Genomic DNA, 24,572 nt, shown 5'->3' on the forward strand with positions numbered 1-24,572 from the left:
GAGGGTGTGTGCGTATTTTGCTGTTGTCGGCCTATCATGCGGCCAGCCACGCTCTGTGGGCCGAGGGCCTGATAAGGGCCTTGCCTGAGCACGACTGGACGCTGCTCACCTTGCCGCCGCGCTATTTTCGCTGGCGTGTACGTGGCAACAGCCTGAGTTGGGCACTGATGGAAAAAGCGACCCTTGAGGCGGATTACGACCTGCTGTTGGCAACATCGATGACGGACCTATCGGCTTTGCGGGGCCTGTGCCCGGCCCTGTGCGCTTTACCCACGGTGTTGTACTTCCACGAAAACCAGTTCGCCTATCCCGACAGCGGTCGCCAGTTTGACAGTGTGGAACCGCAGATGCTGTCGGTATACAGCGCGTTGGCCGCGGACCAGCTGGTGTTCAACAGTGAATACAATCGCACAACCTTTCTTGCGGGCGCTGAAAAGCTGCTGAAGAAGATGCCGGATTTTTGCCCGGTGGAAGCGGTGATGCGATGCTTCTCCTCGTCGAGTTTGCTGCCGGTGGGCATCGACTTATGGCCGGCACCGGAGCCGCGGAGCAGTAGCGGGCGGCTGCACATAGTGTGGAATCACCGCTGGGAATACGACAAAGGCCCGGAGCGCCTGTTGGCTATAGTGTCGGCTTGCGATGCGGCGGGGGTGGAGCTTGACCTGAGTATTGTTGGCCAGCAGTTTCGTCAACAACCTCGAGAATTTGCGGAGATTGAAAGGGTGCTGGCAGGCAGTGCCTGTCTTGCGCTCCGCCATTGGGGGTTTGTCGAAAGTGGTGATGACTACAGAAATCTGCTTGCCAGTGCGGATGTAGTGCTGTCTACCGCAATACATGATTTTCAGGGGTTGGCGGTGCTGGAGGCGGTGGCGGCGGGCTGTCGCCCTCTGGTGCCGAGGCGTTTATGTTATCCCGAGTGGTTTAGCGGTGACTACTTTTACGCTGATAAGGGCAGCGATATCGAGGGTGAAGGTCGGGCAGTTGCTGCCGAGGTGCAGCGTTTGATACGGCTGAAGCGGCAAGGTGAACTGGTTGTTCCCGACATTGGTAAACTGGCGTGGTCGTCGCTGGCACCCCGGTACAGCGAGATGTTTTCGCGGCGACTTGCCGAGGCGCGACAGTAACGGTGACAGCCTCGGGGTGAGTCAGTATCATAAGCGCCCTTGAATACCCGCTGGACAGGACATTACCGTGACGGACACTTTGGCAAAACCCCGCGTGCTTACGGGCATCACTACCACCGGCACCCCCCACCTGGGCAACTACGTCGGTGCCATTCGTCCGGCAATCGCCGAGAGCCTTTCCAATGACCAGGACAGTTTTTTCTTTCTGGCGGACTACCACGCCTTAATCAAGTGTCAGGACCCTGCTGCGGTACATCAGTCCGCGCGGGAAATTGCCGCCACCTGGCTGGCCCTGGGGCTGGATACCGATCGCTGCACCTTTTATCGCCAGTCAGATGTGCCGGAAATCACCGAGCTGACCTGGGTGCTCAACTGTATCTGCGCGAAGGGACTGATGAATCGCTCCCACGCTTACAAGGCGGCGGTGCAGGACAACGAGGAGAAGTCTGAAGATGCCGATTTTGGCGTGACAATGGGACTTTTTTCCTACCCGGTACTGATGGCGGCGGACATCCTGATGTTCAACGCCCAGCGTGTGCCGGTGGGGCGTGATCAGATTCAGCATATTGAGATGGCGCGGGATATGGCTCAGCGCTTCAATCATATCTACGGTGATACTTTCAGCCTGCCAGAGGCGGTGGTTGATGAGAATATTGCACTGCTCAATGGTCTTGACGGCCGCAAGATGAGCAAGAGCTATGGCAACACGATTCCGCTGTTTCTGGGTGAAAAACAGCTCAAAAAACATATCAACAAAATCAAAACCAATCTGTTGGAGCCGGGCGAGCCGAAGGACCCGGATACCTCAACGGTATTCCAGATCTGGACGGCCTTTGCCACTCCCGAGCAAACCGCCGATATGCGGTCGCAGTTTGAACAGGGTATTGCCTGGGGCGAAGCCAAGAAGGCATTGTTTGAACTGATAAACAGCGAAGTGGCCGAGGCGCGCACGCGTTATAACGAAATTCTCGAAGACGGCGCTTATCTGGATGCCGAGCTGAAAAAGGGAGCGGAGAAGGCTCGTGCCCATGCGGCACCCATGCTGGCCAAGGTACGTTCTGCGGTGGGCTTGGCGAAATTTGGTTAACTAGTCAAAGGTGTGTTTCGCTGCATATTGGTGACGGCGAATAGTTAGAAGTTCGCGCTCAGCGACAGGCCGCTGACATCCAATGTGATATTCAAACGGCGTTGTTTGCCCAGTTGCAGTCTTAAGGTGGTCGCGCCTGCTTTCAGTGTTGAAGGGGTCGCCAGATGGTCGTTCTCGGCGACAGGCAGGCGGAGATCAATGCCGTGGCCCAGAACGGTTTGGTGGGGCGCTGCCAGCGCTGTGCCGGAAAAGTCATTGCCGGATTGCGCAAAGCTGCTCAAAGAGGTAACGGTGGTCAGTAATCCGATGATGAGGGTGACGATTTTCATTATAGTTGCCCCGCATGTCCCGTTGGCTTGGAATAACTATAACGAAAAAAGTTAGCGGCAAAACCGCCGTTGTCTGCAAACGCGATGGCGGTCACGCAATATCGCTGAAAAGTCCCTTTATCTACGTATTTATACCTACTGTTTTGCGCTGTGCCAGGTGGAGTTGCGCGCTTGCCGCCGTCGTCTTGTTGGGATAAAACGAGCTGCCTCAGCGGCGTTTCTGCTGAAGAGTGAGAGGCGGCAGTGCAGGTGGTTGGGCAGAAGGAGGTGCGTGGCGGCTCTGGCGGCTGAGAGTAACAGGCCGGGCCTTGGCCCCGCCTGTGTACTCTGTAATAAAGCTAAAACTTGACGCCCAGCTCGACAAGTATGCTGCGCGGCGTACCAATAAAGTAGCGGTAGTTGCCAAAGGCGTAGTCGGCCCGGTCGGCGTAGTCGATGTCTGCGGCATTGTGCACACGAACAACGCTGTAAACCTGGTCGCCATAGTCCTGATGCCAGCGAAGATTCACCAGAGTGTGGCCCGGGTAGGTGAAGCTGTTGCTTGCCTCCAGGTAATACTCGTCTTGATGGCTGGCCTCAAGCACCAGTTTGGTGGCGCTGAAGGGGCGCCATTCCAGTTGTGTTGCGGCGAGCAGGCGGGGGGCGGTGTCCAATTCATTGCCCTCGTTGCTTACGGCGTCGTTACCGAACTGATGCTTGGCGTAGCTACCCTGCATACGCCATAGCAGTTTTTCGTGGAGCGACCAGACAATGGCCAGTTCAGCACCGCGGCTGATAGTCTGGCTGCCGTTGATATAGCGACGCTGGCTGTCCTGAATAATCACGTCGTCCTTGTGCAACCAATAGAGGGCCGCGTCGTAGCTGAACCGACGCCATTCACCCACTAAACCTAGCTCCGCGGAGTTCATCGCCTCCTCTTCAACATCGGAGCTCAGCTGCTGGGATTGCAGCCGATACAGCTCGCTGGCCTGGGGGGCACGGAAGCCGTGGGCCAGTTTGAGGTTCAGGGCGTGATGTTCATTCATCTGCCTCTGCAACCCGGTCTGGAATGACCAGTTTCTGAATCGTGCAGAACCATCTTCGGGGCGGGCGTAGCGGCAGGGCGTAGCGGTGGCCGGGGTGCCGGTTGTGCACGGTGTGCCGTCGTCCCGTGTGTTGCCGCTAATCATTCTGTTGTCGTAGTCGTAAAACTGGATGTCGTAGCGGGCACCAAAACTGAAGCTGGTTTTACGGTTGATTTGGTAGTCTGCGCCAACAAACCAGGCAAAGTACTTGGCATCCACTTCGTAGTCATAGTGCTTGCCAGTGGGGAATACGCCGAGATCGGGGTTGCTTTGGGTTTCCTTCAAGTAGGCTTGGGTCAGCTCCATATCGAAGCCGTTGTGCAGGGTTAAGGCGTCGCTGTTTTGTTGGTAGAAGGCGGACTGCACCCCGACACTGCGCTCGCCATTTTCCTCCGTGGGAGTCCCGCGGAGGAAGTGCTGCAAAAATGCCATGTCGGTATAGCGGAGGTAAGGCGTCACCACGAAATGGCTGTCCTGGGTGCCGTCGCGGCTAAAGCGGCTATAGGCGCGCACGCTATCGCTGTTGCGATAGGCTTCCGGGTTGGGATTTTCGCGCTTGCGTGTGGAGTCTTTATAAGCGTCTTCGCCCAACACATAGCCTGCGGTTTCCTGCTCGAGGTGGGCACCACTGAGCAGTGATTGCACTGTCCACACGCTGCCGGCATAGTCGTGGCGCAAAGACAGTTTTTGCTGGTCGTAGCCGGAGTCGTCCTTATAGCCACCATCGTGCTCGCCATGGGCACTGATGCGGAAGCCGTGAGCGCCGAGGGTATTGCTGGTGGTGAGTTTTAGGCGGCTGTAATCATTGGCGCCTGCCTCGGCGGCAATGCGGGTTTCCGCCTGTTCAGACGGCGCGGCGCTGATCACATTGACAACGCCGTTCAGGGCATTGGAACCGTGCACTGCAGTACCGGCGCCGCGAATCACCTCTATACGACCCGCCTGTTCAGTGTTGGCGTCGAATAACTGATTGACGTTGCAAAAGCCGGGTGCGCGCAGGGGGATGCCATCTTCCGCCATATAAAACGCACCGCAACTTCCCGCGCCGGTCAATACTCCCGAGCGAATGGCGGTGAGGTGCTCCTGTCCGTTGCCGCGGCTGATCCACACCCCGGGGACGCGGCTGAGCAGCTCACTGATGTGGGTGTGCGAGACCTCTTCGATTTCCTCACCGGGAATAATGCTCAAGGACAAACCGAGGTCGGCGTGGTCGCGGGCGATTCGGCTGGCGGTTACCGACACCGTCTCCAGTGCGGGCGAGCCCGTATCGCTGTCTTCGGCCGTAACTTGCCCCGCTACCACCGCCAGAGCGATAGCGCCGAATTGCCTCCCCAGATTTTTCATGGTTCCAGTCTCTTTATAATGTCGCGAGTGTATAAAACGGACTCTGTTGTCGTCACTTCAACACCGCAGGCAGTGTTGGTAAAGGTGCCAAAATACTACGCGTTCCAGCCGGTGCAAGCCACGTGCAAAAACGTAAATCTTTGAGCGTGCGTGCCAGGGCCGGTCATCCTACCGCAGATAGCTGGACGATGCCCTCTACGTAATGGGTGAGATATTGGGTCTGGGAGTCAGCTGCGGGGGCGCGAGCTCGATAATAGGGGTCTGTCCCCAGAGAAACGGGGACAGACCCCGTCGGATTCTTGCCGCCTGTTCCAAAAGCGATGCTTCCGGTCGAACGTTTCGCTTCTCCTCCGGCCTTTCGGCGGCTGAGCATTGTGAAGATTCAGGAAGGAATAGTGACGAGGTAACGTCGAAAGAGATGGTACCAGAGGCCGGACTCGAACCGGCACGCTTTTAAGGGCGGGGGATTTTGAATCCCCTGTGTCTACCAATTTCACCACTCTGGCATAAGCGAGGCGGGATTATAACAGCCTCGCATGGCGGGTCAATTGTCCGACGGATTATTTTAGGAATATGTGCCTCGCTCGGGTGGCGGTGGAGTCGTTTGTCATTTTCCGTTAATCTTGCGCGCTCCCATTTTGACCAGCCAGTAGCCGATCATGCAACGCCGCGATTTCCATTTCGATTTGCCCGATGAATTAATAGCGCGCTATCCCGCAGAGCAGCGCGATGGCAGCCGCTTGCTGGTGCTGGACGCCGAGGGCGGTGTTGCCCACCGGCAATTTACCGATCTGCTGGAGTATTTACAGCCCGGCGATCTCCTGGTGTTCAATGACACGCGAGTGATTCCGGCGCGTTTATTCGGCGCCAAGGAAAGCGGTGGTCGCATTGAAATTCTGATTGAGCGGGTGCTGGATGAGCGCAATGTGCTTGCTCATATCCGTGCGAGCAAATCTCCCAAGGCTGGGGCCAAACTGTGGTTGAGTGCTACGGAGGAGGCTGCGGTGAGTGATGCCAGCGTTCAGGTGCAGGGCCGTCGCGGGGCGCTGTTTGAGCTGACCTTTGATACCAGCGTGCTGGAACGACTGGAGCAGTTTGGCCATATGCCCTTGCCTCCCTATATTGATCGCGCCGACGAGCAGGCAGACAAGGAGCGTTATCAAACCGTGTACGCCCAGCGCGACGGTGCCGTGGCGGCGCCAACGGCGGGTCTGCATTTCACCGAGGAGTTTCTCGCGGCCTGTGAGCGCAAAGGGGTGGAGCGCGCCTTTGTCACCCTCCATGTTGGGGCGGGTACTTTCCAGCCGGTGCGCGCGGATGATATTCGCGACCACGAAATGCACTCGGAGTATATTGAAGTCTCCGCTGAGGTGGCGGAGAAAGTGCGTACTACCCGTGCCAGGGGAGGGCGTGTTGTCGCGGTGGGTACCACCAGTGTACGCAGCCTGGAAAGTGCTTCTGCCTCGGGGGAAATCGCGGAATTTCAGGGCGACAGTCAGATATTTATTTACCCCGGTTACCAGTTCAAAAGTGTCGATGTGTTGTTCACCAATTTCCACCTGCCCGAATCGACATTGATTATGCTGGTCAGCGCGATGGCTGGGCGGGAGCAGGTGTTGAATGCCTACAATGAGGCGGTGGCGCAGCGCTACCGCTTTTTCAGCTATGGCGATGCCATGTTAGTCTTTCCTGCGGCGGGTTAGCCGCTGCTTTTCAGGAGTGAATTGTTATGTCTGAGTCTCCGGCTGATCACGCCAATGCCGCGAATGCTGGCCGCACCTGCCGGATGAGCTTTTCCCGCTCGGGGCAGGATGGCCTCGCGCGACGGGGGCAGCTGCAATTCCCCCGCGGGGTGGTGGAAACCCCGGCGTTTATGCCGGTGGGCACTTACGGCACAGTGAAGGGCATGTTGCCGCGGGATATTGTCGGTATTGGTGCGCAGATCATTCTTGGCAATACCTTTCATTTGATGCTGCGCCCCGGCACCGAAGTGGTCAAGGCCCATGGTGACCTGCACGATTTTATCGGCTGGCAGGGGCCTATTTTGACAGACTCAGGCGGCTTTCAGGTGTGGAGCCTGGGCAAACTGCGCAAGATCAGTGAAGAAGGGGTGTCCTTTCAGTCGCCGGTCGATGGCAGTAAGGTGTATATGGACCCCGAGCGTTCGATGGAGGTGCAGCGCGATCTGGGTGCGGACATTGTGATGATCTTCGACGAGTGTACCCCCTATCCCGCCGGTGAGCAGGAGGCGCGCAAGTCGATGGAGTTGTCACTGCGCTGGGCAGCCCGCAGCAAGGCCGCCCACGGTGATTCCGACGCCGCGCTGTTCGGCATCATTCAGGGGGGGATGTACCCCAATCTGCGCCAGGAGTCCCTGGACGGTTTGCGGGAAATCGGCTTTGACGGCTATGCGATTGGCGGTCTGTCAGTGGGTGAACCGAAGGATGAGATGCTCAAGGTACTGGACGGCCTTGCCCATGATCTGCCGGAGGAGCGTCCCCGCTATTTGATGGGGGTGGGGAAGCCCGGTGATATCCTGGAGGCGGTGATGCGCGGCGTCGATATGTTCGATTGTGTCATGCCCACCCGGAATGCACGTAATGGTCATCTGTTTACCTCCACGGGTGTAATCAAAATCCGCAACGCCGTGCATCGCCATAGTAATCAGCCACTGGACGCCAACTGCGACTGCTATACCTGTCAGAATTTTTCCCGGGCCTACCTGCACCACCTGGACAAGTGTCGCGAAATTCTCGGCGCCCAGCTGAATACCATCCACAACCTGCGCTACTATCAGAATCATATGGCGGCGATTCGTCAGGCGATCGAACAGGGCCGTTTGGCGGCCTTTGCCGAAGAGTTCTATGCAACTCAGGGTGGCAAGTCAGATGTATAAACTGGTGTTCTTTGTGCCGGCCTCTCACCTGGAAACGGTGAAGGAGGCGGTATTTGCCGCCGGGGCCGGGCGGCAGGGCCACTATGACCACTGTTGTTGGCAGACGCTGGGCTATGGTCAATTTCGGCCGCTGGAGGGCAGCTCCCCTTTTATTGGTGCGCAAGACAGGGTAGAGGTCGTGCCGGAGTATCGGGTTGAAATGCTGTGTGAGGAAGCAGCGATAAAAAATGTGGTGCACGCGCTGCGGCGGGCGCACCCCTATGAAGAACCGGCATTTGATATTCTTCAAACTGTGACAACAGGTCTGTAGGGGCCGTCAACGCAAGGTGTGAATATGCTATATCAACTGGGTGAACGAAAGGTTCAACAGGAAGGCGACGGGCATTTCGTGGCCGACAACGCCACGGTCATCGGCAATGTGCTGCTGAAGGCCCGTGCCAATATCTGGTTCAATGTGGTGATTCGCGGCGACAACGAGCTGATCACCATCGGCGAGGGCAGCAATATTCAGGATGGCTCGATTCTGCACAGTGACCCCGGTTTTCCCCTGACGGTTGGCCCCGATGTCACCATTGGTCATAAGGTGATGCTCCACGGCTGTACGATCGGTGAGGGCTCACTGATCGGCATCAATGCGGTGGTGCTCAACGGCGCGAAAATCGGCAAGGGCTGTCTGATCGGTGCCAATGCACTGGTGACCGAGGGCATGGAAATTCCTGACGGCTCGATGGTGCTGGGTAGTCCAGCCAAGGTGCGCCGCCAGCTAAGTGCCGAGGAGCAGGAGGCTCTTATCGGGTCAGCACATCACTATGTGGAGAATGCGGCGCACTTTCGTGCGGCGTTGAAGCCCCAGCTATGAGTGCGGTAGAACAGGAAAAGCCGGTCAGCTCTCCCTGTATTTCGGTGTGTGCGCTGGATAACAACGATGTGTGTACCGGCTGCTACCGCAACTTGCGGGAAATCAGTGACTGGTCGGCAATGAGCAATGCCCAGCGGCGCGAGGTCATCCTGCTGGCCCATCAGCGCTGCAAGGCTTACTACGGCTGATCGGCCACCGTCTGCAACCGGGTGTTTACGACTGGCGCTGGCGTTTGCTGGGTGTGCGGGAGTAGGCTCTGACCAACTGAATCAGATTGCCCTTCATCTCCAGAATTTCAAAGCGGTAGCGGTCGATGCTGACCCCGACCATAGCTTCCGGGAAGGACTCCAGGTGCTCCAGTAGCAGGCCATTCAGGGTCTTGGGGCCGTCGGTGGGCAGGTCCCACTTCAGTGTCTTGTTGATGTCCCGAACCGTTGTGGTGCCGTCGATCACGAAGCTGCCGTCGCTCTGGTGGGTAATGTCATCGGTGTCGGTGCTCAGGTTGGAGGTGAACTCGCCGACGATCTCTTCGAGCAGGTCTTCCAGGGTCACGATGCCCTGCATAACGCCGTATTCATCCACCACAATGCCCATGCGGCGCTTTTTCTTCTGGAAGTTGAACAGTTGCGTGTGCAGTGGCGTGCCTTCCGGGATGAAGTAAGGAGAACGCAGGGCCTGTAGCAGCTTGTCCCGCTGTACTCGACCGTGGTCATCGACGCTGTTGATAATGTCGCGCTGGTGCAGAATGCCAACAATATTGTCGATATCGCTTTGGAATACCGGAATCCGGGTGAATTCGGCGTCCCGCAGTTTTTCGATAATGGTTGAGGTGTCAGCGTCAATGTCGATGCCGAAGACCTCGTTGCGCGGAATCATAATGTCATCGACGGTGATGGTTTCCAAATCGAGGATATTCAGCAACATCCCCCGGTGGTGCTTGGGGATCAGATGACCGGCGTCACCGACAATGGTGCGCAATTCTTCCAGGCCGATATGCTCGCCGCTGTCATTGCGCTCTACGCCGGTAATCCGCAACACCAGATGGGTGATATGGCTGACCAGCCAGATCACCGGAAACAGCAGTTTGCGCAGGGGCAGCAGGGCGTGGCTGACGGCGTAGGCAACGGTTTCTGATTTATAGGCGGCAATGGTTTTAGGGATGATCTCCGCAAAAATCAAAAACACCAGTGTCAGCAGAATAGAGGCGGGTACGACGGCGTTGTCGCCATAGAGGCGAATCGCCATAACCGTCGCCAGGGCAGCGGCCAGATTATTAATCAGGTTGTTGCCGATAAGAATGGTGCTGATGAGGCTGTCGGGTTGCTCGAGCAAGCGCGCTGCGCGCTTGGCACCCCGATGCCCGCTTTTGGCCTTGTGACGCAGGCGGTAGCGGTTCAGTGACATCATCCCGGTTTCAGAGCCGGAAAAAAAGCCGGATAACAGGATTAGTGCGGCCAATATTCCAAATAACAGACCCAGCGGTGCTTCGTTCAAAAAGCCCTAAACTCCAGAGAAGAAAGATTGCGCCAATCTTGAAGAAAAATAGCCAGCGGCACAAGCAAAAGCGCGGTCAATCGGTAATATCCTGTGGCATTTTCTGTCACGGACTGATCAGTAGTAGCGCAATTTTGGTGCCTATATAGCCCAGTAGCAGGCTGGCAAAGGCCCACAGCGTCCAGCGTATGGCGGTGCGGCCGCGCCAGCCCAGGGCGACACGGCCACACAGCAGAGTGCTCAGCAGTATCCAGGCAATAACCGAGAACACTGTCTTGTGCAGAAGGTGCTGGGCGAGCAGGTTTTCGACGTACAGGGCGCCGGTCAAAATGGCGAGGGTCAGCAGGAGCACGCCGGCGGTGATCAGCTCAAACAGCATGGCTTCCATGGTTTGCAGTGGCGGCAGCAAGCTCGGCAGGCCGCGCAGTTGATGCTGGCGCAGCATGCGGTCCTGTCCGGCCAGAACAATCGCCTGTACCGCCGCCACAGTGATGGTGCTGTAGGCGAGAATCGACAGCAAAATATGGCTGTACATGCCGATCGAATACTGCTCACCCTTGTCTGGGTTGCCGGGTAGGATTACTTCGATCAGCAGGGTGAGCGCCGCGAGGGGGAACATCGCCAGCAACAGATTATGCAGGGGGCGGCGGAAGCTGGTGAGCAGGATAATAAGACAGATCAGCCCACTGAGCAGGGACAGCACCTGAGCCAGTCCCAGATCGGCCCCTTGGGGGGTGGCGATGGCGGTGACGGCGGCAACGCCGTGACTAACCACGGCGAACAGGCCGCTGGCCATGCTGCCGCGGCTTAAATGCTGGCTGCCAGACGGACTGTCTGACTGTAATCGCCGAACCTGCAAGAGGGTTGCGAGCAAGTAAAGAGCGATGGCTATAAGACTGCTGGCTGTATTCATGCAAACGGCTTTGCCGGATTCCTTTTCTTCGCGTTGGGCTTGGCTCCCGACTCGGGTATACTTCGCCCTCTTTGAAACTGCCCAACGCGCGCGTTTTTGTGAGGCTGATTGTAAGCGTCTTCGCCGCAGCCTGTCGATACGGCGATGAAAACGAGCCGAAATTCCGGAAATATAGAGCGAAAAGTATGTTTGAAAACCTTACCGAACGTTTATCGCAAACCCTGCGCCATGTTACCGGGCAGGCACGGCTCAGCGACGACAATATCAAGGATGCCATGCGCGATGTGCGTATGGCACTGCTGGAAGCCGATGTTGCACTGCCAGTAGTCAAGGACTTTGTCGAGGCCGTGCGCCAGCGCGCGGTGGGGCAGGAGGTAAGCAAAAGCCTGAGCCCGGGGCAAATGTTCGTCAAGATAGTCCAGCAGGAGCTGGAACATATCATGGGCGACAAGAATGAAGTGCTGAATTTTTCCACCCAGCCGCCAGCGGTAATCCTGATGGCAGGCCTGCAGGGTGCGGGTAAGACCACTTCCGTGGGGAAGCTGGCTAAATACCTGAAAGAAAAAGAAAAAAAGAAAGTGTTGGTGGTCAGTGCTGATATATACCGGCCCGCGGCCATCAAACAGCTGGAAACTCTGGCTAACGACGTTGGTGTGCATTTCTTTCCCAGCACCACAGAGCAAAACCCCATCGACATCGGTCGGGCGGCCATTGCAGAAGCCAAATTGCGCTTCTATGACGTCGTCATCGTCGATACCGCGGGTCGCCTGCATATCGATACCGATATGATGGAGGAGATCAAGGGCTTGCACGCGGCCATCACGCCGGTGGAAACCCTGTTTGTGGTCGATGCCATGACCGGGCAGGACGCGGCAAACACCGCCAAGGCCTTTGGCGAGGCGCTGCCGCTGACCGGGGTCATACTGACTAAGGCCGATGCCGACAGCCGTGGTGGTGCGGCTCTGTCGGTGCGCCATATCACCGGCAAGCCGATTAAATTCCTTGGGGTGGGTGAAAAAACCGACGCTCTCGACCCCTTCTACCCCGACCGGGTGGCCTCTCGTATTCTGGGAATGGGGGATATTCTGTCGTTGATCGACGAGGCGGAAGCCAAACTCGACAAGTCCAAGGCAGAAAAACTCGCCAAGAAGCTGAAAAAAGGCAAGAAATTCGATCTGGAAGATCTGCGTGATCAGCTGCAACAAATGCAAAACATGGGTGGCATCACCGGTATGCTCGACAAATTGCCGGGGATGGGCAATATGGCTCAGGCGGCGCAAAGCCAGCTGGACACCAAGATGTTTACCCGGATGGAAGCCATTATCAATTCCATGACCCCCGCCGAGCGCCGCAATCCCGACCTGCTTAACGGCTCGCGTAAAAAGCGTATCGTCGCCGGTTCCGGCACCCAGATTCAGGATCTCAACCGTCTGCTGAAACAGCACAAGCAAATGGCCAAGATGATGAAGAAAATGGGTCAGAAGGGCGGGATGCAGAACATGATGCGCGGCATGGGAGGAATGATGCCTCCCGGTGGTGGGCGTTTCCCCGGAATGTGACGTAGGGACGGGAGGTGGTGTATGGGGGCGCAAAAGCAGTCCACTGGCGTTGGTTTGAGCGGGCCGCTTGACGAGGTGCTTGCAAAGGCGTCATTTGCGTCTCCCGTCCCCCGTCCAGCCTCTCCCGCATCTGGCGATATACACTCAGTGCCGGGTTGCTTCGATCAGTGGTGAATCGACCGAAAAAACAGTTTCATCCAGCGCTACTTTCCCTTATAATTCCGCGCCTTTACGGCTCCGGGTCGATAAACAGGCTCGAATTTTCGCAGCGGGTTGGCAACAATCTGCCCAAAAGCTAGGAACTGGAACAAGAATGGTCACTATTCGTTTGGCACGTGGCGGCTCTAAGAAGCGCCCATTTTACCACCTGACAGTTACAGACAGCCGCACTTCACGTGACGGTCGTTTTATCGAGCGCGTTGGTTTCTTTAACCCCGTTGCCCGTGGTAACGAAGAGCGCCTTCGCATTGACACTGCCCGTGTTGAGCATTGGGTAGCCCAGGGCGCACGTTTGTCTGATCGTGTTGCCAAGCTGGTTAAAGAAGCGCCCGCAGCAGAGTAAGCGCAGGTGTCTACCTCGGCTGATTTTGTGGTGATTGGCAAAATCACCACCGTCTACGGGGTGAAAGGGTGGGTGAAAGTACATGCTTTTACCGACCCGATAAGTAATTTTTTCGATTACTCCGGCTTCGTTATTCGCAAGAAGGGGCGCTGGCAGCCAATCGAAATAGACGAGAGTCGTATGCACGGCAAGGGCATTGTTGCTCACCTGCAGGGCGTCGATGATCGTGAGTTGGCCCGGGAATACTGCGGTCTGGAGCTGGGAATTGTCGCTGAGACCTTGCCAGCGCTGGACGAAGGCGAGTACTACTGGCACGAGCTGATTGGCCTGAAGGTATATCAGCACGATAGTCCGGAACAGTTGCTCGGTCAGGTGGATCATCTGATGGAAACCGGTGCTAACGATGTGTTGGTACTTAAGGCTTGTGAGGGCAGTATCGACAGCCGAGAGCGACTGATTCCCTATGTGCCGGATCAGTTTGTGCGGAAGATAGATGTGCCGAATGGCAAAATGACCGTCGATTGGGACCCGGAGTTCTAGGGCGGATTGAAGCGGCAGTCCAGCAGGATTGCTGGCTTTACGAAGACAAGTATTGAGGCGGTGTCATGGATATAGCAATAGTGACGCTGTTTCCTGAAATGTTCGCGGCGGTAAGCGATTACGGCGTTACCGGGCGAGCAGTTCAAAAGGGTTTACTGGGTTTGCAGTGCATCAACCCGCGGCAGTACACCAGTGATCGTCACCAAACAGTGGATGATCGGCCCTACGGCGGTGGTCCTGGCATGGTGATGATGGCCGAACCCCTGTCCCAGGCAATTGCCGAAGCCCGACGCGGGCTGCCCGGTAAAGCCAGGACGGTATATCTGTCACCACAGGGCCGGCCGCTTACGCAAGCGGGACTGGCTGAACTGGCGCAGAATGAGTCGCTGGTGTTGTTGGCGGGCCGTTATGAGGGTGTTGATGAACGCCTGATTCAACGGGAAATCGACGAAGAATGGTCGATTGGAGATTATGTCATCAGCGGCGGTGAGCTGGCTGCGATGGTGATGATTGACGGAATTAGTCGATTGCTGCCCGGCGTTCTCGGGCACAAACAGTCGGCGGAGCAGGACTCCTTTGCGGAGGGGCTGCTGGATTGCCCGCACTACACTCGACCAGAGGTGTATGGCGGTGAGCAGGTTCCCGAGGTACTGCTCAGCGGCAATCACGAGGCAATACGACGCTGGCGCCTGAAGCAGGCACTGGGTCGAACCTGGCAGCGGCGCCCGGATCTGCTGGAACAGCGGGAACTGGGTGACGAAGAAAAGACACTGCTGGCGGAATATATTCGCGAGCGCAACACTTAACAGACAGCTAGCTGTGAAGCTACCAACACTAAATCTAGGAGCACGCCATGAGCACCAACAAAATTATCGCCGAACTGGAAGCGGAGCAGACCGCCAAAGAGCTGCCGGAATTCAGCCCCGGTGACACCGTTGTCGTTCAGGTTAAAGTTAAAGAAGGAACGCGTGAGCGTCTTCAGGCTTTCGAAGGCGTCGTGATTGCCAAGCGCAACCGCGGTCTGAACTCTTCTTTCACTGTGCGCAAGATTTCCCACGGTGTTGGCGTAGAGCGTACTTTCCAGGCATACAGCACGCTTATTGACAGCATTCAGGTCAAGCGTCGCGGCGACGTTCGTCAGGCTAAACTGTACTACCTGCGTGAGCGCAGCGGTCGTTCAGCGCGTATCAAAGAGAAGCTGTCAACCAAGGGCTAAGGCTCTTTGGTCGGTCGGTAATCGGCCGCAGCATTTCAAAAAGGCAGCTCAGGCTGCCTTTTTTGCGTTCTGCCAGGGCAGTTTGGTCGCGGGCGGTGTTGCGGGCTACACTGTTTTTTTTGCTTTGGACAGACATCATGGCGCTGCACGCCAGCGACGAAGATCGCCCGGTTATAGACCGTTATATTGACTCCCTGTGGTTGGAGCGAGGGCTGAGTGCGAACAGCCTGGAGTCTTACCGCCGGGATTTGAGTCAGTGGTCGGCCTGGCTGGCGGCGCGACAGCGCAATGTGTTGACGGTGACCCAGGCGGATGTGATGGAATTCCTCGGTGCACAGCGGGAGTCCGGAAAGTCGGCCCGCAGCATGGCCCGCCAGCTGTCCTGCTTGCGGGGGTTTTATCGCTATCAGCTTCGCGAGGGGCGTCTGAGTGATGACCCTGTGGCCAATGTCGATTCACCTGTGCAGGGTCGTCCACTGCCCAAATCCCTGAGCGAAAGCGATGTTGAGGCGCTGTTGGCGGCGCCTGATCTTGACGACCCACTGGAGCTGCGCGATCGCGCGATGCTGGAGATGCTCTATGCGGCCGGCTTGCGTATTACCGAACTTGTCAGTCTGCGCTTCGTGCAAATTGCCCTGTCCCAGGGCGTGGTGAGGGTGACTGGCAAGGGCAATAAAGAGCGACTGGTGCCCATTGGCGAAGAAGCTCTGCATTACTTGCAACGCTATCTGCGTGAGGCGCGCCCGGCACTGTTGGCCGATGGCGAGTCCGATGTGGTGTTTCCCAGTCGCCGGGGGCGTGTCATGACCCGTCAGACCTTCTGGTATCGAATTAAAATCTACGTGACCCGTGCAGGGATTCAAAACACGATTTCACCGCACACATTGCGCCATGCCTTTGCAACACATCTGATTAATCATGGAGCTGATCTGCGTGTTGTGCAATTATTGCTGGGGCATAGCGATCTGAGCACGACCCAGATTTATACCCATGTAGCGCGCGAGCGCATGAAAACCTTGCACAGTCGGCATCATCCGCGGGGATGAACTTGAGCGGAAGATTGCGTTCATACATTATGTCCCCCGCCGTTTGCCCCGATGAGAATGGAGAAGTTCGTTGAATATCCCTGTTAGTACCGTGTTACATGCCGCCCTGCGCGGACTCGCAGTCTGTGTCGCCCTGACTGCGCCCCTGTCCGCCTCGGCTGAAACCTTTGTCGATAAGGCGGCCGATACCGCTATTCGCAAGGCCTTTCAGAAGAGTCGCCCCGATTTAATCATCGAAGAGGTGGTGCCCAGTGAAATGTCCGGTGTTTACCGAGTCGAAATGGAGAACGGTCCGACACTTTACTCCAGTGCCAACGGTCAATTTTTTATTGTTGGCGACCTGTATGAAATGGGTGAAAGCGGCATTGAAAATGTGGCGGTGAAACGGATGCAGCCTATGCGCGAAGCCTTGCTGGCCGCGCAAAAACGCGAAGATATGATTATTTTTAGTCCGAAGGGTAAAGCCAAGGGTGCCATTTACGTGTTCACTGACGTGGATTGCGGCTATTGCCAGAAGCTGCACGCCGAGGTGCCCCAGCTCAACGCTAACGGCATTGAGGTGCGTTATCTTGCCTATCCGCGTCAGGGGCTGCATGCGGCAACCTCCAAAAAGATGGTTTCCGCCTGGTGTGCCGACGATCGCAAAGCTGCGATGACGGCGCTGAAATCCCGCCAGGAGATCAAGCCCAGAGAATGTGCTAATCCGGTCGCCGAGCAGTACAAACTGGGTGGCAAGCTGGGTGTGACCGGAACGCCGGCGATTATCACCGAAGATGGTTTCCTGATTCCCGGTTACAAGCCCGCCGATGAGCTGACGGCCATCGTTTTGCAGTAAGTCGCCCGTCGTTGCTCCCTCGCCGCTGAAATAAATCCACACCAGCGGCGAGCTTCTTTTGGCCGCAGCATGGCCTTACCCCCCTCTGATAGCATAAAATGCCCCATTGGCTCCGGTCTCGAACGGAGCGGTCTTGTGTATTGGCTAAAATGAGGAGCGGCGGTGAATCCGGTCAGAGTAGGAATATGTGGTCTGGGAACAGTAGGTAGCGGCACCTATGCCGTATTGACCCGCAACGCGGCTGAAATTGCAGCGCGTGTCGGTGCAGAGATTACTGTGAGTCAGATCGGCGCCCGTCGCGATAATCCCAATTGTGATATCGGCAACACACCGGTGAGCCGTGATGTGTTTGCGGTAGCAGAAAACCCCGACATCGACATTGTCGTCGAATTGATCGGTGGCACCACCGTGGCCAAAGAGCTGGTGCTCAAGGCCATCGCCAATGGCAAGCACGTGGTTACCGCCAACAAGGCTTTGATCGCAGAGCACGGCAACGAAATTTTTGCGGCGGCGGCGGAGCAGGGCGTAACGGTCGCCTTCGAGGCGGCGGTTGCTGGCGGTATCCCCATTATCAAAGCCCTGCGTGAAGGTCTGGCAGGTAACAAAATTCAATGGCTGGCGGGCATCATCAACGGCACCGGCAACTTTATTCTCAGCGAAATGCGCGAGAAGGGCCGCGACTTCAATGACGTGCTGGCCGAGGCTCAGGCACTGGGATACGCAGAGGCCGACCCGACCTTCGACGTGGAAGGCATCGATGCCGCTCACAAGCTGGTCATTCTGGCCTCGCTGGCCTTCGGTATCCCCCTGCAATTCGACAAGGTCTACACCGAAGGCATCAGCCGTATTGCCCAGGAAGACGTCACCTATGCTGAACAGCTGGGTTATCGTATCAAACACCTGGGGATTGCGCGCGATACCGAGCAGGGTATCGAGCTGCGGGTACACCCCACGTTGATCCCGGAAAAACGCCTGATCGCCAATGTAAATGGCGTGATGAATGCTGTGCTGGTGCAGTCGGATGCGGTCGGTCCAACGCTTTACTACGGCGCAGGTGCCGGCAGTGAGCCCACCGCATCGGCGGTTGTGGCCGATGTGGTCGACGTGGCGCGGACCTTGACGGCGCAGCCGGAGCATCGAGTGCCCTATCTGTCCTTCCATAGCGGGTCGTTGAGCAGTCATCCGGTACTGCCGATTTCCGAAGTGGAAACCGCCTACTACCTCCGCATGTCAGCGCTGGATAAGCCCGGTGTTCTGTCACGGGTGGCACAAATCCTCAGCGATGATGGCATCAGCATCGAGGCACTGATCCAGAAAGAGCCGCCCGAGGGTGCGAATCTGGTGCCGATGATTATCCTCACCAATCGCACTATTGAAGGACGCCTTTCCGCGGCGGTGAGTCGTATCGAAGGGCTGGAAGGGATCGTTGGTGAAGTAACGCGCATTCGCGTTGAAAGCCTGGCGGGATAAAGCAATCCTGACCGGCGGCGCTGGCTAAATTGCAGTAAGCCGGCAAGGCTCCGGGCACCCGGTGTTCCGCCCGGCCATCTGCGTTGATCAAGAATTGAAGAGAACGAATACGTGAAATACATAAGCACCCGGGGCAAGGCGCCCGCACTGAATTTTGAAGATGTTCTGCTGACCGGTCTGGCACCGGACGGCGGGCTCTATGTTCCGGAAAGCCTGCCGAGCTACTCGAAGGAGCAGATCGCGGCGTGGTCTTCACTGTCCTACACCGAGCTGGCCTTTGAGATTGTTCAGCCTTTCGTTGCGGGTTCAATCCCCGATGCCGACCTGAAGGCCATTATCGACGACAGCTACACCGACTTCCGTCACCCGGCCATCGCGCCGCTGGTGCAATTGGGTCACAACGAGTGGCTGCTGGAGCTATTCCAGGGGCCGACATTGGCCTTCAAGGATTTCGCCCTGCAAATGCTGGGTCGTTTGTTGGACTACGTGCTGGAAAAGCGCCAGCAGAAAGTGGTCGTGATGGGTGCCACCTCCGGTGATACCGGATCAGCGGCTATTCAGGGTGTTAAGCGCTGCAAGAACGTCGATATCTTTATTCTGCATCCCTACCAGCGGGTGTCCGAGGTTCAGCGCCGTCAGATGACCACGGTGCAGGGTGAGAATATTCACAATATTGCGCTGAAGGGGCATTTCGACCACTGCCAGGCGATGGTCAAGGCGAGCTTTGCCGATCAGGGCTTTTTGCCCGAAGGACGTCAGCTGGTAGCGGTAAACTCGATTAACTGGGCGCGGATCATGGCCCAGATTGTTTACTACTTCTATGCGGCCTATGCCTTGGGCGCGCCGGACCGCAAGGTCAGTTTCTCGGTGCCCACCGGCAACTTCGGTGATATCTATGCGGGCTACCTGGCCAAGCAAATGGGTCTGCCCATTGAGCAACTGGTGGTGGCGACCAACCGCAACGATATTCTGCATCGTTTCATCAGCAACAACCAATTTGAAAAACACGAGTTGCAGCACACCCTGTCGCCTAGCATGGACATAGTAGTGTCCAGTAACTTCGAGCGGATGTTGTTCGATTGCTTCGATCGCGATGGTGCGGCAATCGATGATTTGATGACGCGAATGAACACTGAAACGACGTCGATTCCCGCTGCCGCCTTTGACCGGGTACGGGAGTTGTTCAGCAGTTACAGCGTTGATGACGATGCCACTGTGGCCACCATTGCCAAGGTATATGAAGACAGCGAATACCTGCTCGACCCCCATTCGGCGATTGGTGTAGAGGCGGCCCGTCAGTGCTGGCAGAACCGCGATATCCCTATGGTAACGCTGGCCACGGCCCACCCGGCCAAATTCCCCGAAGCGGTGATGAAGGCAGGTTATCCCTCGGCGCCGCCACTGCCGCACCATATGGCCGACCTGTTTGATCTGGATGAGCGTTACGAAGTATTGGACAACGATATATCCGCTGTTCAGAGCTTTATTCGCGCTAACACTCGCGCCTGATTGGTGGCGGAGTTTCCCCGCATAGTTGTACGAGAGGCCGCGCAGGATGCGGCGGCCTTCAGCGCCGTGCCGCCGCTGCTGTCGCAGCTTTACCGAGCGCGCAATATTGCCAGCGAGGCCGAGCTGGAGCTGGGTTTGGCCGCGTTGCCAGCGCCGGAAATGAAGGGGCTGGAGCAGGCCGCTGAACTGTTGAGCGATGCCATTGTGCAGGGCAAGCGCCTGCTGATTGTGGGCGATTTTGATTGCGACGGTGCGACCAGCACCAGTGTGGCGATGCTTGGTCTGCGCGCTTTGGGGGCACAACACGTCGATTTTCTGGTGCCTAATCGCTTCGAGTACGGTTACGGTTTAAGCACTGAAATTGTCGCGGTTGCCGCCGAACGCCAGCCCGATTTGATTATTACCGTCGATAATGGCATTTCCAGTATCGACGGGGTGGCGGCCGCGGCGAACTTCGGCATACCGGTGTTGGTCACCGACCACCACCTGCCCGGCGATACCCTTCCTGCCGCTGCGGCGATCGTTAATCCCAATCAGCCCCAGTGCCCCTTTCCGGACAAATCTCTGGCCGGTGTAGGGGTGATGTTTTACGTGCTGCTGGCGCTGCGCGCCCGCTTGCGGGCGCTGCAACTGCCTGGTGGCGCGGTTAATTTGGCCAGCTTGTTGGATCTGGTTGCCCTGGGCACCGTGGCCGATGTGGTGCCACTGAGTCATGCCAACCGTATTCTGGTAGAGCAGGGCCTGCGGCGAATCCGTGCGGGCCAGTGTCGGCCGGGTATCAGTGCCCTGTTGAAGGTCGCCGGGCGGGAGCCCTCCCGCCTTGTGGCCAGCGACCTCGGCTTTGCGGTGGGGCCGCGCTTAAACGCTGCCGGTCGCCTGGATGATATGACCGTTGGTATACGCTGCCTGCTGGAGGACAATCCGGCCACGGCACTGGCAATGGCGGCGGAACTGGATGATCTCAACCGCGAGCGCAGGGCGATAGAGCAGAGTATGAAGGACGACGCCATGCGTGCGCTGTCCCATTTACATATCGATCGCAGCCGGGTTCCCGCTGCGCTGTGCCTGTTTGAGGCCAGCTGGCACCAGGGGGTGGTTGGGATCCTGGCCTCACGTATCAAGGATCAGTTTCACCGCCCGGTCATCGCTTTCGCCGAAGCCGACAACGACGAAATCAAAGGTTCCGCGCGGTCGATTCCCGGCCTGCATATGCGCGACACTCTCGATATTGTTGCCAAGCGCCATCCCAAAATGCTCAGTAAATTTGGTGGTCATGCGATGGCGGCGGGGCTGAGCCTGGCCAAGGCAGATTTTGACGCCTTTACAGAGGCTTTTGTTAGTGCGGTCAGCGAACAGTTGAGTGAAGACCAGCTGGAAGCCGTCGTGCTCAGCGACGGCGAGTTGGACGCCGAGGCGCTGTCTCTGGACAATGCCGAATTACTGCGCAATGCCGGGCCCTGGGGACAGGCCTTTCCGGAACCGCTGTTCCACGGCCGTTTTCGCCTGCAGCAGCAACGCATTGTCGGCGAGCGCCACCTGAAAATGGTGCTCAGCCCCATCGGCCAAGACAGCCACCTGATCGACGCCATCGCCTTTAATGTCGATGTCGCCCAGTGGCCTGCGCCGGCGGTTACCGAGGTTGAACTGGTGTACAAACTCGATACCAATCTCTGGCGCGAGCGCCTGTCCCTGCAACTGCTGGTGGACCACATCCGGCCATTGTGAGGACTGTCGCCGCTTTCCGCGGGGGGCGGCATCAGGTAAAATGCCCGCCTTTTCCCCCTGTGGTCTGGAAGCGAAACCCATGTTAGAAATCAACCCTTTGCGCAACGCCCTGAAAAGCATGACTGAGCGTACCGACACGCTTAGGGGGTATCTTTGACTACGCTAACAAGAAAGAGCGTCTAACCGAGGTTGAGCTGGAACTGGGCGACCCCACTGTGTGGGAAGACCCCGCCCGCGCACAGGAGCTGGGCCGTGAACGGGCCAGCCTTGAAGCGGTGGTCGCCACCATCGACGAAATGGATGCGGGCCTTGCGGATAACGCCGAACTGCTGGAAATGGCCGCTGAAGAAGACGACGAAGAGACCTTGGCAGCGGTAGAAGAGGAAATTGCCCGTCTCGAGGAAACCTTGGCCAAGCTGGAGTTTCGCCGCATGTTTTCCGGTGAAATGGACGCCAACAACTGCTACGTGGATATTCAGTCTGGCTCTGGCGGTACCGAAGCCCAGGATTGGGCCAATATGGTGCTGCGCATGTACCTGCGCTGGTGTGAAGACAAGGGCTTCAAGGCTGAGCTGGTAGAAGCCTCGGAAGGGGAGGTGGCGGGTATTAAAAGCGCGACTATCCATGTGCAGGGTGAATATGCCTTCGGTTGGTTGCGCACGGAAACCGGTGTGCACCGTCTGGTACGCAAGTCGCCATTCGATTCAGGCAATCGTCGCCACACCTCGTTTTGCTCGATCTTCGTGTCACCGGAAATCGACGACGATATTGAAATTGATATCGACCCCTCGGATGTGCGTACCGATACCTACCGGGCCAGCGGTGCCGGTGGTCAGCACGTCAACAAAACCGACTCCGCTGTGCGTTTGACCCACGTGCCCACCAACACTGTGGTGCAGTGTCAGAGCGAACGCTCCCAGCACCAGAACCGCGACAACGCCTGGAAAATGCTGAAGGCGCGCCTCTACGAGCTGGAAATGCAAAAGCGCAACAGCGCCGCCCAGGCACTGGAAGACAGCAAGTCGGATATTGGCTGGGGCAGCCAGATTCGCTCCTATGTGTTGGACGATCAGCGCATCAAAGACCTGCGTACCAATGTGCAAACCAGCAATTGCGGCGCGGTGCTCGACGGCGACCTGGATATGTTTATCGAAGCCAGCCTGAAATTTGGTCTGTAAGTTGGCGCCTCGCCGGGCCACTGAATTGAATTACCCGATGCCGCCTGTTGCAGCATCCGCCTCAAGGATTTAACCATGTCAGAACAACACAACGACCCACAGGAAGCCGTACAGGAAGAGAATCGTCTGATCGCGGAGCGCCGTGCCAAGCTCGCGGCCATTCGTGACAAGCGCAACCCTTTCCCCAATGACTTTCGTCGCGATGCCTATGCGCAGCAGTTGCAGGAGGAGCTGGGGGAGCAGGACAAGGAAAGCCTTGAGACATTGGATCGTCAGGCGAGTGTTGCCGGTCGCATCATGGCCAAACGTGGGCCATTTATGGTGTTGCAGGACATGACCGGTCGCATTCAGACCTATATCGACAAGAAGCAATTGCCTGCGGAATTGACCGAAGAAATCAAAACCTGGGACATCGGCGACATCATTTTTGCCAAGGGCCCGGTGCACAAGTCTGGCAAGGGCGACCTGTACGTGTATATGAAAGAGGGTGGTCTGCTGACCAAATCCCTGCGCCCGTTGCCGGATAAATTCCACGGCCTGCAAGATCAGGAAATGCGTTACCGCCAGCGCTACGTTGATCTGATTATGAACGAGCAGTCGCGCAAGACTTTTGCGATCCGCTCGAAGATGATTAGCTCAATCCGCAACTTCCTCCAGCAAAAGGACTTTGTGGAAGTCGAAACCCCGATGATGCAGGTGATTCCCGGCGGCGCCAGTGCGCGTCCCTTCGTGACTCACCACAACGCGCTGGATATGGATATGTACCTGCGTATCGCGCCGGAGCTGTACCTCAAGCGTCTGGTGGTCGGTGGAATGGAGCGGGTGTTTGAAATAAACCGCAATTTCCGCAACGAGGGTCTGTCGACCCGGCACAACCCCGAATTCACTATGATCGAATTCTACCAGGCCTATGCCGATTACAAGGACCTGATGGACCTGACCGAAAACATGCTGCGCCATGTGGCACAGGAAGTCCTCGGCACCACGACCTTGCAATACCAGGGCAGTGAATACGACTTTGGCAAGCCGTTTACCCGCTTGTCGGTCTTCGACTCGGTGCTGAAGTACAACAGCGATATTACCGCCGAACAGCTGAGCGATATTGAGCAGGCTACTGCTATCGCCAAAAAACTGGGCGTGCAGGTGAAAGACAGCTGGGGCCTTGGCAAGATCCAGATCGAAATCTTTGAGGAAACCGTCGAACACAAACTCGACCAGCCGACGTTTATCACCGAGTACCCCACAGAGGTATCGCCGCTGGCCCGTCGCAGCGACAACAACCCCTTTGTGACCGACCGCTTTGAATTCTTTGTCGGCGGTCGCGAACTGGCCAATGGCTTCTCCGAGCTTAACGATGCCGAAGACCAGGCCGAGCGCTTTATGGCTCAGGTGGCAGAGAAAGACGCCGGTGACGATGAGGCCATGCACTACGACGCCGATTACATCGCCGCCCTGGAATACGGCCTGCCCCCGACAGCGGGAGAGGGTATTGGTATCGACCGTCTGGTGATGCTCTTCACCGACTCGCCGTCCATTCGCGATGTGTTGCTGTTTCCCCATATGCGTCCTGAAGGCTAAGGGCTAGACGCGAGATGCAAGACGCAAGACGCTAAGGAAAAGGCGGCCCGAGCGGATGCGGAATTTATCGTAATTCTATAGATTCTGTTTGACTGAAAGGTCCAGGAGGCAAAACACTGTCTCGCGTCTCGCGTCTCGCGTCTCGCGTCTCGCGTCTCGCGTCTCGCGTCTCGCGTCTCGCGTCTCGCGTCTCGCGTCTCGCGTCTCGCGTCTCGCGTCTCGCGTCTCGCGTCTCGCGTCTCGC

Annotated in this window: 23 protein-coding genes and 1 tRNA gene; 19 read left to right on the plus strand and 5 right to left on the minus strand. The window is 57.2% G+C overall.

All coding sequences use genetic code 11. The features are described 5' to 3' along the window. Window positions 1-8 precede the first annotated feature (8 nt). Together HCU74_RS05645 and HCU74_RS05650 are read left to right on the plus strand one after the other, a co-directional pair. Window positions 9-1,124, plus strand: coding sequence for a tRNA-queuosine alpha-mannosyltransferase domain-containing protein (locus HCU74_RS05645; RefSeq protein WP_210425130.1), 1,116 nt, complete (start codon window positions 9-11; stop codon window positions 1,122-1,124). Between the two features lie 79 nt (window positions 1,125-1,203). Further along, window positions 1,204-2,211 carry a tryptophan--tRNA ligase gene (locus tag HCU74_RS05650; protein WP_168450030.1) on the plus strand — a complete coding sequence of 336 codons (1,008 nt, stop codon included), beginning with the start codon at window positions 1,204-1,206 and terminating at the stop codon, window positions 2,209-2,211. 44 nt (window positions 2,212-2,255) lie between these two features. On the opposite strand, the gene HCU74_RS05655 is transcribed toward HCU74_RS05650, so the two are convergent. The 3 genes from HCU74_RS05655 to HCU74_RS05665 form a co-directional block, all read right to left on the minus strand. After that, on the minus strand, window positions 2,256-2,540 hold the full coding sequence (locus tag HCU74_RS05655; protein ID WP_168449445.1) for a hypothetical protein: 285 nt from the start codon (window positions 2,538-2,540) through the stop codon (window positions 2,256-2,258). A gap of 338 nt (window positions 2,541-2,878) precedes the next feature. Further along, a complete protein-coding gene (locus HCU74_RS05660) occupies window positions 2,879-4,948 on the minus strand; it encodes a TonB-dependent receptor (RefSeq protein ID WP_168449446.1) in 2,070 nt (689 codons plus the stop codon). 419 nt (window positions 4,949-5,367) lie between these two features. Then, window positions 5,368-5,454 (minus strand) — tRNA-Leu (locus HCU74_RS05665). Between the two features lie 153 nt (window positions 5,455-5,607). Here HCU74_RS05665 and queA point away from each other — a divergent pair. The 5 genes from queA (at window position 5,608) to HCU74_RS05690 (ending at window position 8,891) form a co-directional block, all read left to right on the plus strand. Beyond that, entirely contained in the window at window positions 5,608-6,651 is a 1,044-nt protein-coding gene (gene queA / locus HCU74_RS05670) for a tRNA preQ1(34) S-adenosylmethionine ribosyltransferase-isomerase QueA (protein WP_168449447.1), read from the plus strand. 83 nt (window positions 6,652-6,734) lie between these two features. Further along, a complete protein-coding gene (tgt, locus tag HCU74_RS05675; protein ID WP_168450031.1) occupies window positions 6,735-7,844 on the plus strand; it encodes a tRNA guanosine(34) transglycosylase Tgt in 1,110 nt (369 codons plus the stop codon). Beyond that, window positions 7,837-8,154, plus strand: coding sequence for a YqfO family protein (locus HCU74_RS05680; protein ID WP_168449448.1), 318 nt, complete (start codon window positions 7,837-7,839; stop codon window positions 8,152-8,154). Before tgt ends, HCU74_RS05680 begins: the two co-directional genes overlap by 8 nt. Before the next feature lie 24 nt (window positions 8,155-8,178). Next, window positions 8,179-8,703: a gamma carbonic anhydrase family protein gene (locus HCU74_RS05685; protein ID WP_168449449.1), complete on the plus strand. Its 525-nt coding sequence runs from the start codon at window positions 8,179-8,181 to the stop codon at window positions 8,701-8,703. After that, window positions 8,700-8,891, plus strand: a complete 192-nt coding sequence (locus tag HCU74_RS05690; RefSeq protein ID WP_168449450.1) for a DUF1289 domain-containing protein — start codon at window positions 8,700-8,702, stop codon at window positions 8,889-8,891. Before HCU74_RS05685 ends, HCU74_RS05690 begins: the two co-directional genes overlap by 4 nt. Before the next feature lie 25 nt (window positions 8,892-8,916). On the opposite strand, the gene HCU74_RS05695 is transcribed toward HCU74_RS05690, so the two are convergent. Together HCU74_RS05695 and HCU74_RS05700 are read right to left on the minus strand one after the other, a co-directional pair. Further along, complete coding sequence (locus HCU74_RS05695; RefSeq protein ID WP_168449451.1) at window positions 8,917-10,197, minus strand: HlyC/CorC family transporter; 1,281 nt, start codon at window positions 10,195-10,197, stop codon at window positions 8,917-8,919. Window positions 10,198-10,303: 106 nt separating this feature from the next. Next, window positions 10,304-11,110 (minus strand): cytochrome C assembly family protein, encoded by an 807-nt coding sequence (locus HCU74_RS05700; RefSeq protein ID WP_168449452.1) that lies wholly within the window; start codon window positions 11,108-11,110, stop codon window positions 10,304-10,306. Between the two features lie 185 nt (window positions 11,111-11,295). Between HCU74_RS05700 and ffh the strand changes: the two genes are divergently transcribed. From ffh to lysS, 12 genes are all read left to right on the plus strand, one after another. Next, window positions 11,296-12,669 (plus strand): signal recognition particle protein, encoded by a 1,374-nt coding sequence (gene ffh / locus HCU74_RS05705; protein WP_168449453.1) that lies wholly within the window; start codon window positions 11,296-11,298, stop codon window positions 12,667-12,669. Window positions 12,670-12,982: 313 nt separating this feature from the next. Next, on the plus strand, window positions 12,983-13,231 hold the full coding sequence (gene rpsP, locus HCU74_RS05710; protein WP_168449454.1) for a 30S ribosomal protein S16: 249 nt from the start codon (window positions 12,983-12,985) through the stop codon (window positions 13,229-13,231). Window positions 13,232-13,237: 6 nt separating this feature from the next. Continuing rightward, the gene (gene rimM / locus HCU74_RS05715; protein WP_168449455.1) at window positions 13,238-13,771 is read left to right on the plus strand and encodes a ribosome maturation factor RimM; all 534 of its coding nucleotides are present in this window, start codon (window positions 13,238-13,240) and stop codon (window positions 13,769-13,771) included. A gap of 65 nt (window positions 13,772-13,836) precedes the next feature. Next, window positions 13,837-14,577: a tRNA (guanosine(37)-N1)-methyltransferase TrmD gene (gene trmD, locus HCU74_RS05720; RefSeq protein ID WP_168449456.1), complete on the plus strand. Its 741-nt coding sequence runs from the start codon at window positions 13,837-13,839 to the stop codon at window positions 14,575-14,577. Window positions 14,578-14,624: 47 nt separating this feature from the next. Further along, window positions 14,625-14,987 carry a 50S ribosomal protein L19 gene (gene rplS / locus HCU74_RS05725; RefSeq protein ID WP_168449457.1) on the plus strand — a complete coding sequence of 121 codons (363 nt, stop codon included), beginning with the start codon at window positions 14,625-14,627 and terminating at the stop codon, window positions 14,985-14,987. Window positions 14,988-15,124: 137 nt separating this feature from the next. Continuing rightward, entirely contained in the window at window positions 15,125-16,033 is a 909-nt protein-coding gene (gene xerD / locus HCU74_RS05730) for a site-specific tyrosine recombinase XerD (protein ID WP_168449458.1), read from the plus strand. Between the two features lie 70 nt (window positions 16,034-16,103). Beyond that, a complete protein-coding gene (locus HCU74_RS05735; protein WP_168449459.1) occupies window positions 16,104-16,868 on the plus strand; it encodes a DsbC family protein in 765 nt (254 codons plus the stop codon). Between the two features lie 162 nt (window positions 16,869-17,030). Next, window positions 17,031-18,338, plus strand: coding sequence for a homoserine dehydrogenase (locus tag HCU74_RS05740; RefSeq protein WP_168449460.1), 1,308 nt, complete (start codon window positions 17,031-17,033; stop codon window positions 18,336-18,338). Window positions 18,339-18,449: 111 nt separating this feature from the next. Next, window positions 18,450-19,847, plus strand: coding sequence for a threonine synthase (thrC, locus tag HCU74_RS05745; RefSeq protein WP_168449461.1), 1,398 nt, complete (start codon window positions 18,450-18,452; stop codon window positions 19,845-19,847). Between the two features lie 3 nt (window positions 19,848-19,850). Then, a complete protein-coding gene (gene recJ / locus HCU74_RS05750; RefSeq protein ID WP_345889657.1) occupies window positions 19,851-21,572 on the plus strand; it encodes a single-stranded-DNA-specific exonuclease RecJ in 1,722 nt (573 codons plus the stop codon). A gap of 79 nt (window positions 21,573-21,651) precedes the next feature. Then, window positions 21,652-22,750, plus strand: a protein-coding gene (gene prfB / locus HCU74_RS05755) for a peptide chain release factor 2 (protein WP_168449462.1) whose coding sequence is annotated in 2 segments (ribosomal slippage) — window positions 21,652-21,726 and window positions 21,728-22,750 — 1,098 coding nt in all. Because the reading frame shifts where the segments join, the coding sequence is not laid out codon by codon here. A gap of 75 nt (window positions 22,751-22,825) precedes the next feature. Then, entirely contained in the window at window positions 22,826-24,328 is a 1,503-nt protein-coding gene (gene lysS, locus HCU74_RS05760; protein WP_168449463.1) for a lysine--tRNA ligase, read from the plus strand. Window positions 24,329-24,572 lie beyond the last annotated feature (244 nt).

The organism is Spongiibacter thalassae (assembly GCF_012272835.1).
Lineage (GTDB): Bacteria > Pseudomonadota > Gammaproteobacteria > Pseudomonadales > Spongiibacteraceae > Spongiibacter > Spongiibacter thalassae.

Bases quoted from the DNA above. Each gene is read 5' to 3' on its own strand.
- HCU74_RS05655 (WP_168449445.1), bottom strand. From the start codon at position 2,540: ATGAAAATCGTCACCCTCATCATCGGATTACTGACCACCGTTACCTCT.
- HCU74_RS05660 (WP_168449446.1), bottom strand. From the start codon at position 4,948: ATGAAAAATCTGGGGAGGCAATTCGGCGCTATCGCTCTGGCGGTGGTA.
- queA (WP_168449447.1), top strand. From the start codon at position 5,608: ATGCAACGCCGCGATTTCCATTTCGATTTGCCCGATGAATTAATAGCG.
- tgt (WP_168450031.1), top strand. From the start codon at position 6,735: ATGAGCTTTTCCCGCTCGGGGCAGGATGGCCTCGCGCGACGGGGGCAG.
- HCU74_RS05680 (WP_168449448.1), top strand. From the start codon at position 7,837: ATGTATAAACTGGTGTTCTTTGTGCCGGCCTCTCACCTGGAAACGGTG.
- HCU74_RS05685 (WP_168449449.1), top strand. From the start codon at position 8,179: ATGCTATATCAACTGGGTGAACGAAAGGTTCAACAGGAAGGCGACGGG.
- HCU74_RS05690 (WP_168449450.1), top strand. From the start codon at position 8,700: ATGAGTGCGGTAGAACAGGAAAAGCCGGTCAGCTCTCCCTGTATTTCG.
- HCU74_RS05700 (WP_168449452.1), bottom strand. From the start codon at position 11,110: ATGAATACAGCCAGCAGTCTTATAGCCATCGCTCTTTACTTGCTCGCA.
- ffh (WP_168449453.1), top strand. From the start codon at position 11,296: ATGTTTGAAAACCTTACCGAACGTTTATCGCAAACCCTGCGCCATGTT.
- rpsP (WP_168449454.1), top strand. From the start codon at position 12,983: ATGGTCACTATTCGTTTGGCACGTGGCGGCTCTAAGAAGCGCCCATTT.
- trmD (WP_168449456.1), top strand. From the start codon at position 13,837: ATGGATATAGCAATAGTGACGCTGTTTCCTGAAATGTTCGCGGCGGTA.
- rplS (WP_168449457.1), top strand. From the start codon at position 14,625: ATGAGCACCAACAAAATTATCGCCGAACTGGAAGCGGAGCAGACCGCC.
- xerD (WP_168449458.1), top strand. From the start codon at position 15,125: ATGGCGCTGCACGCCAGCGACGAAGATCGCCCGGTTATAGACCGTTAT.
- lysS (WP_168449463.1), top strand. From the start codon at position 22,826: ATGTCAGAACAACACAACGACCCACAGGAAGCCGTACAGGAAGAGAAT.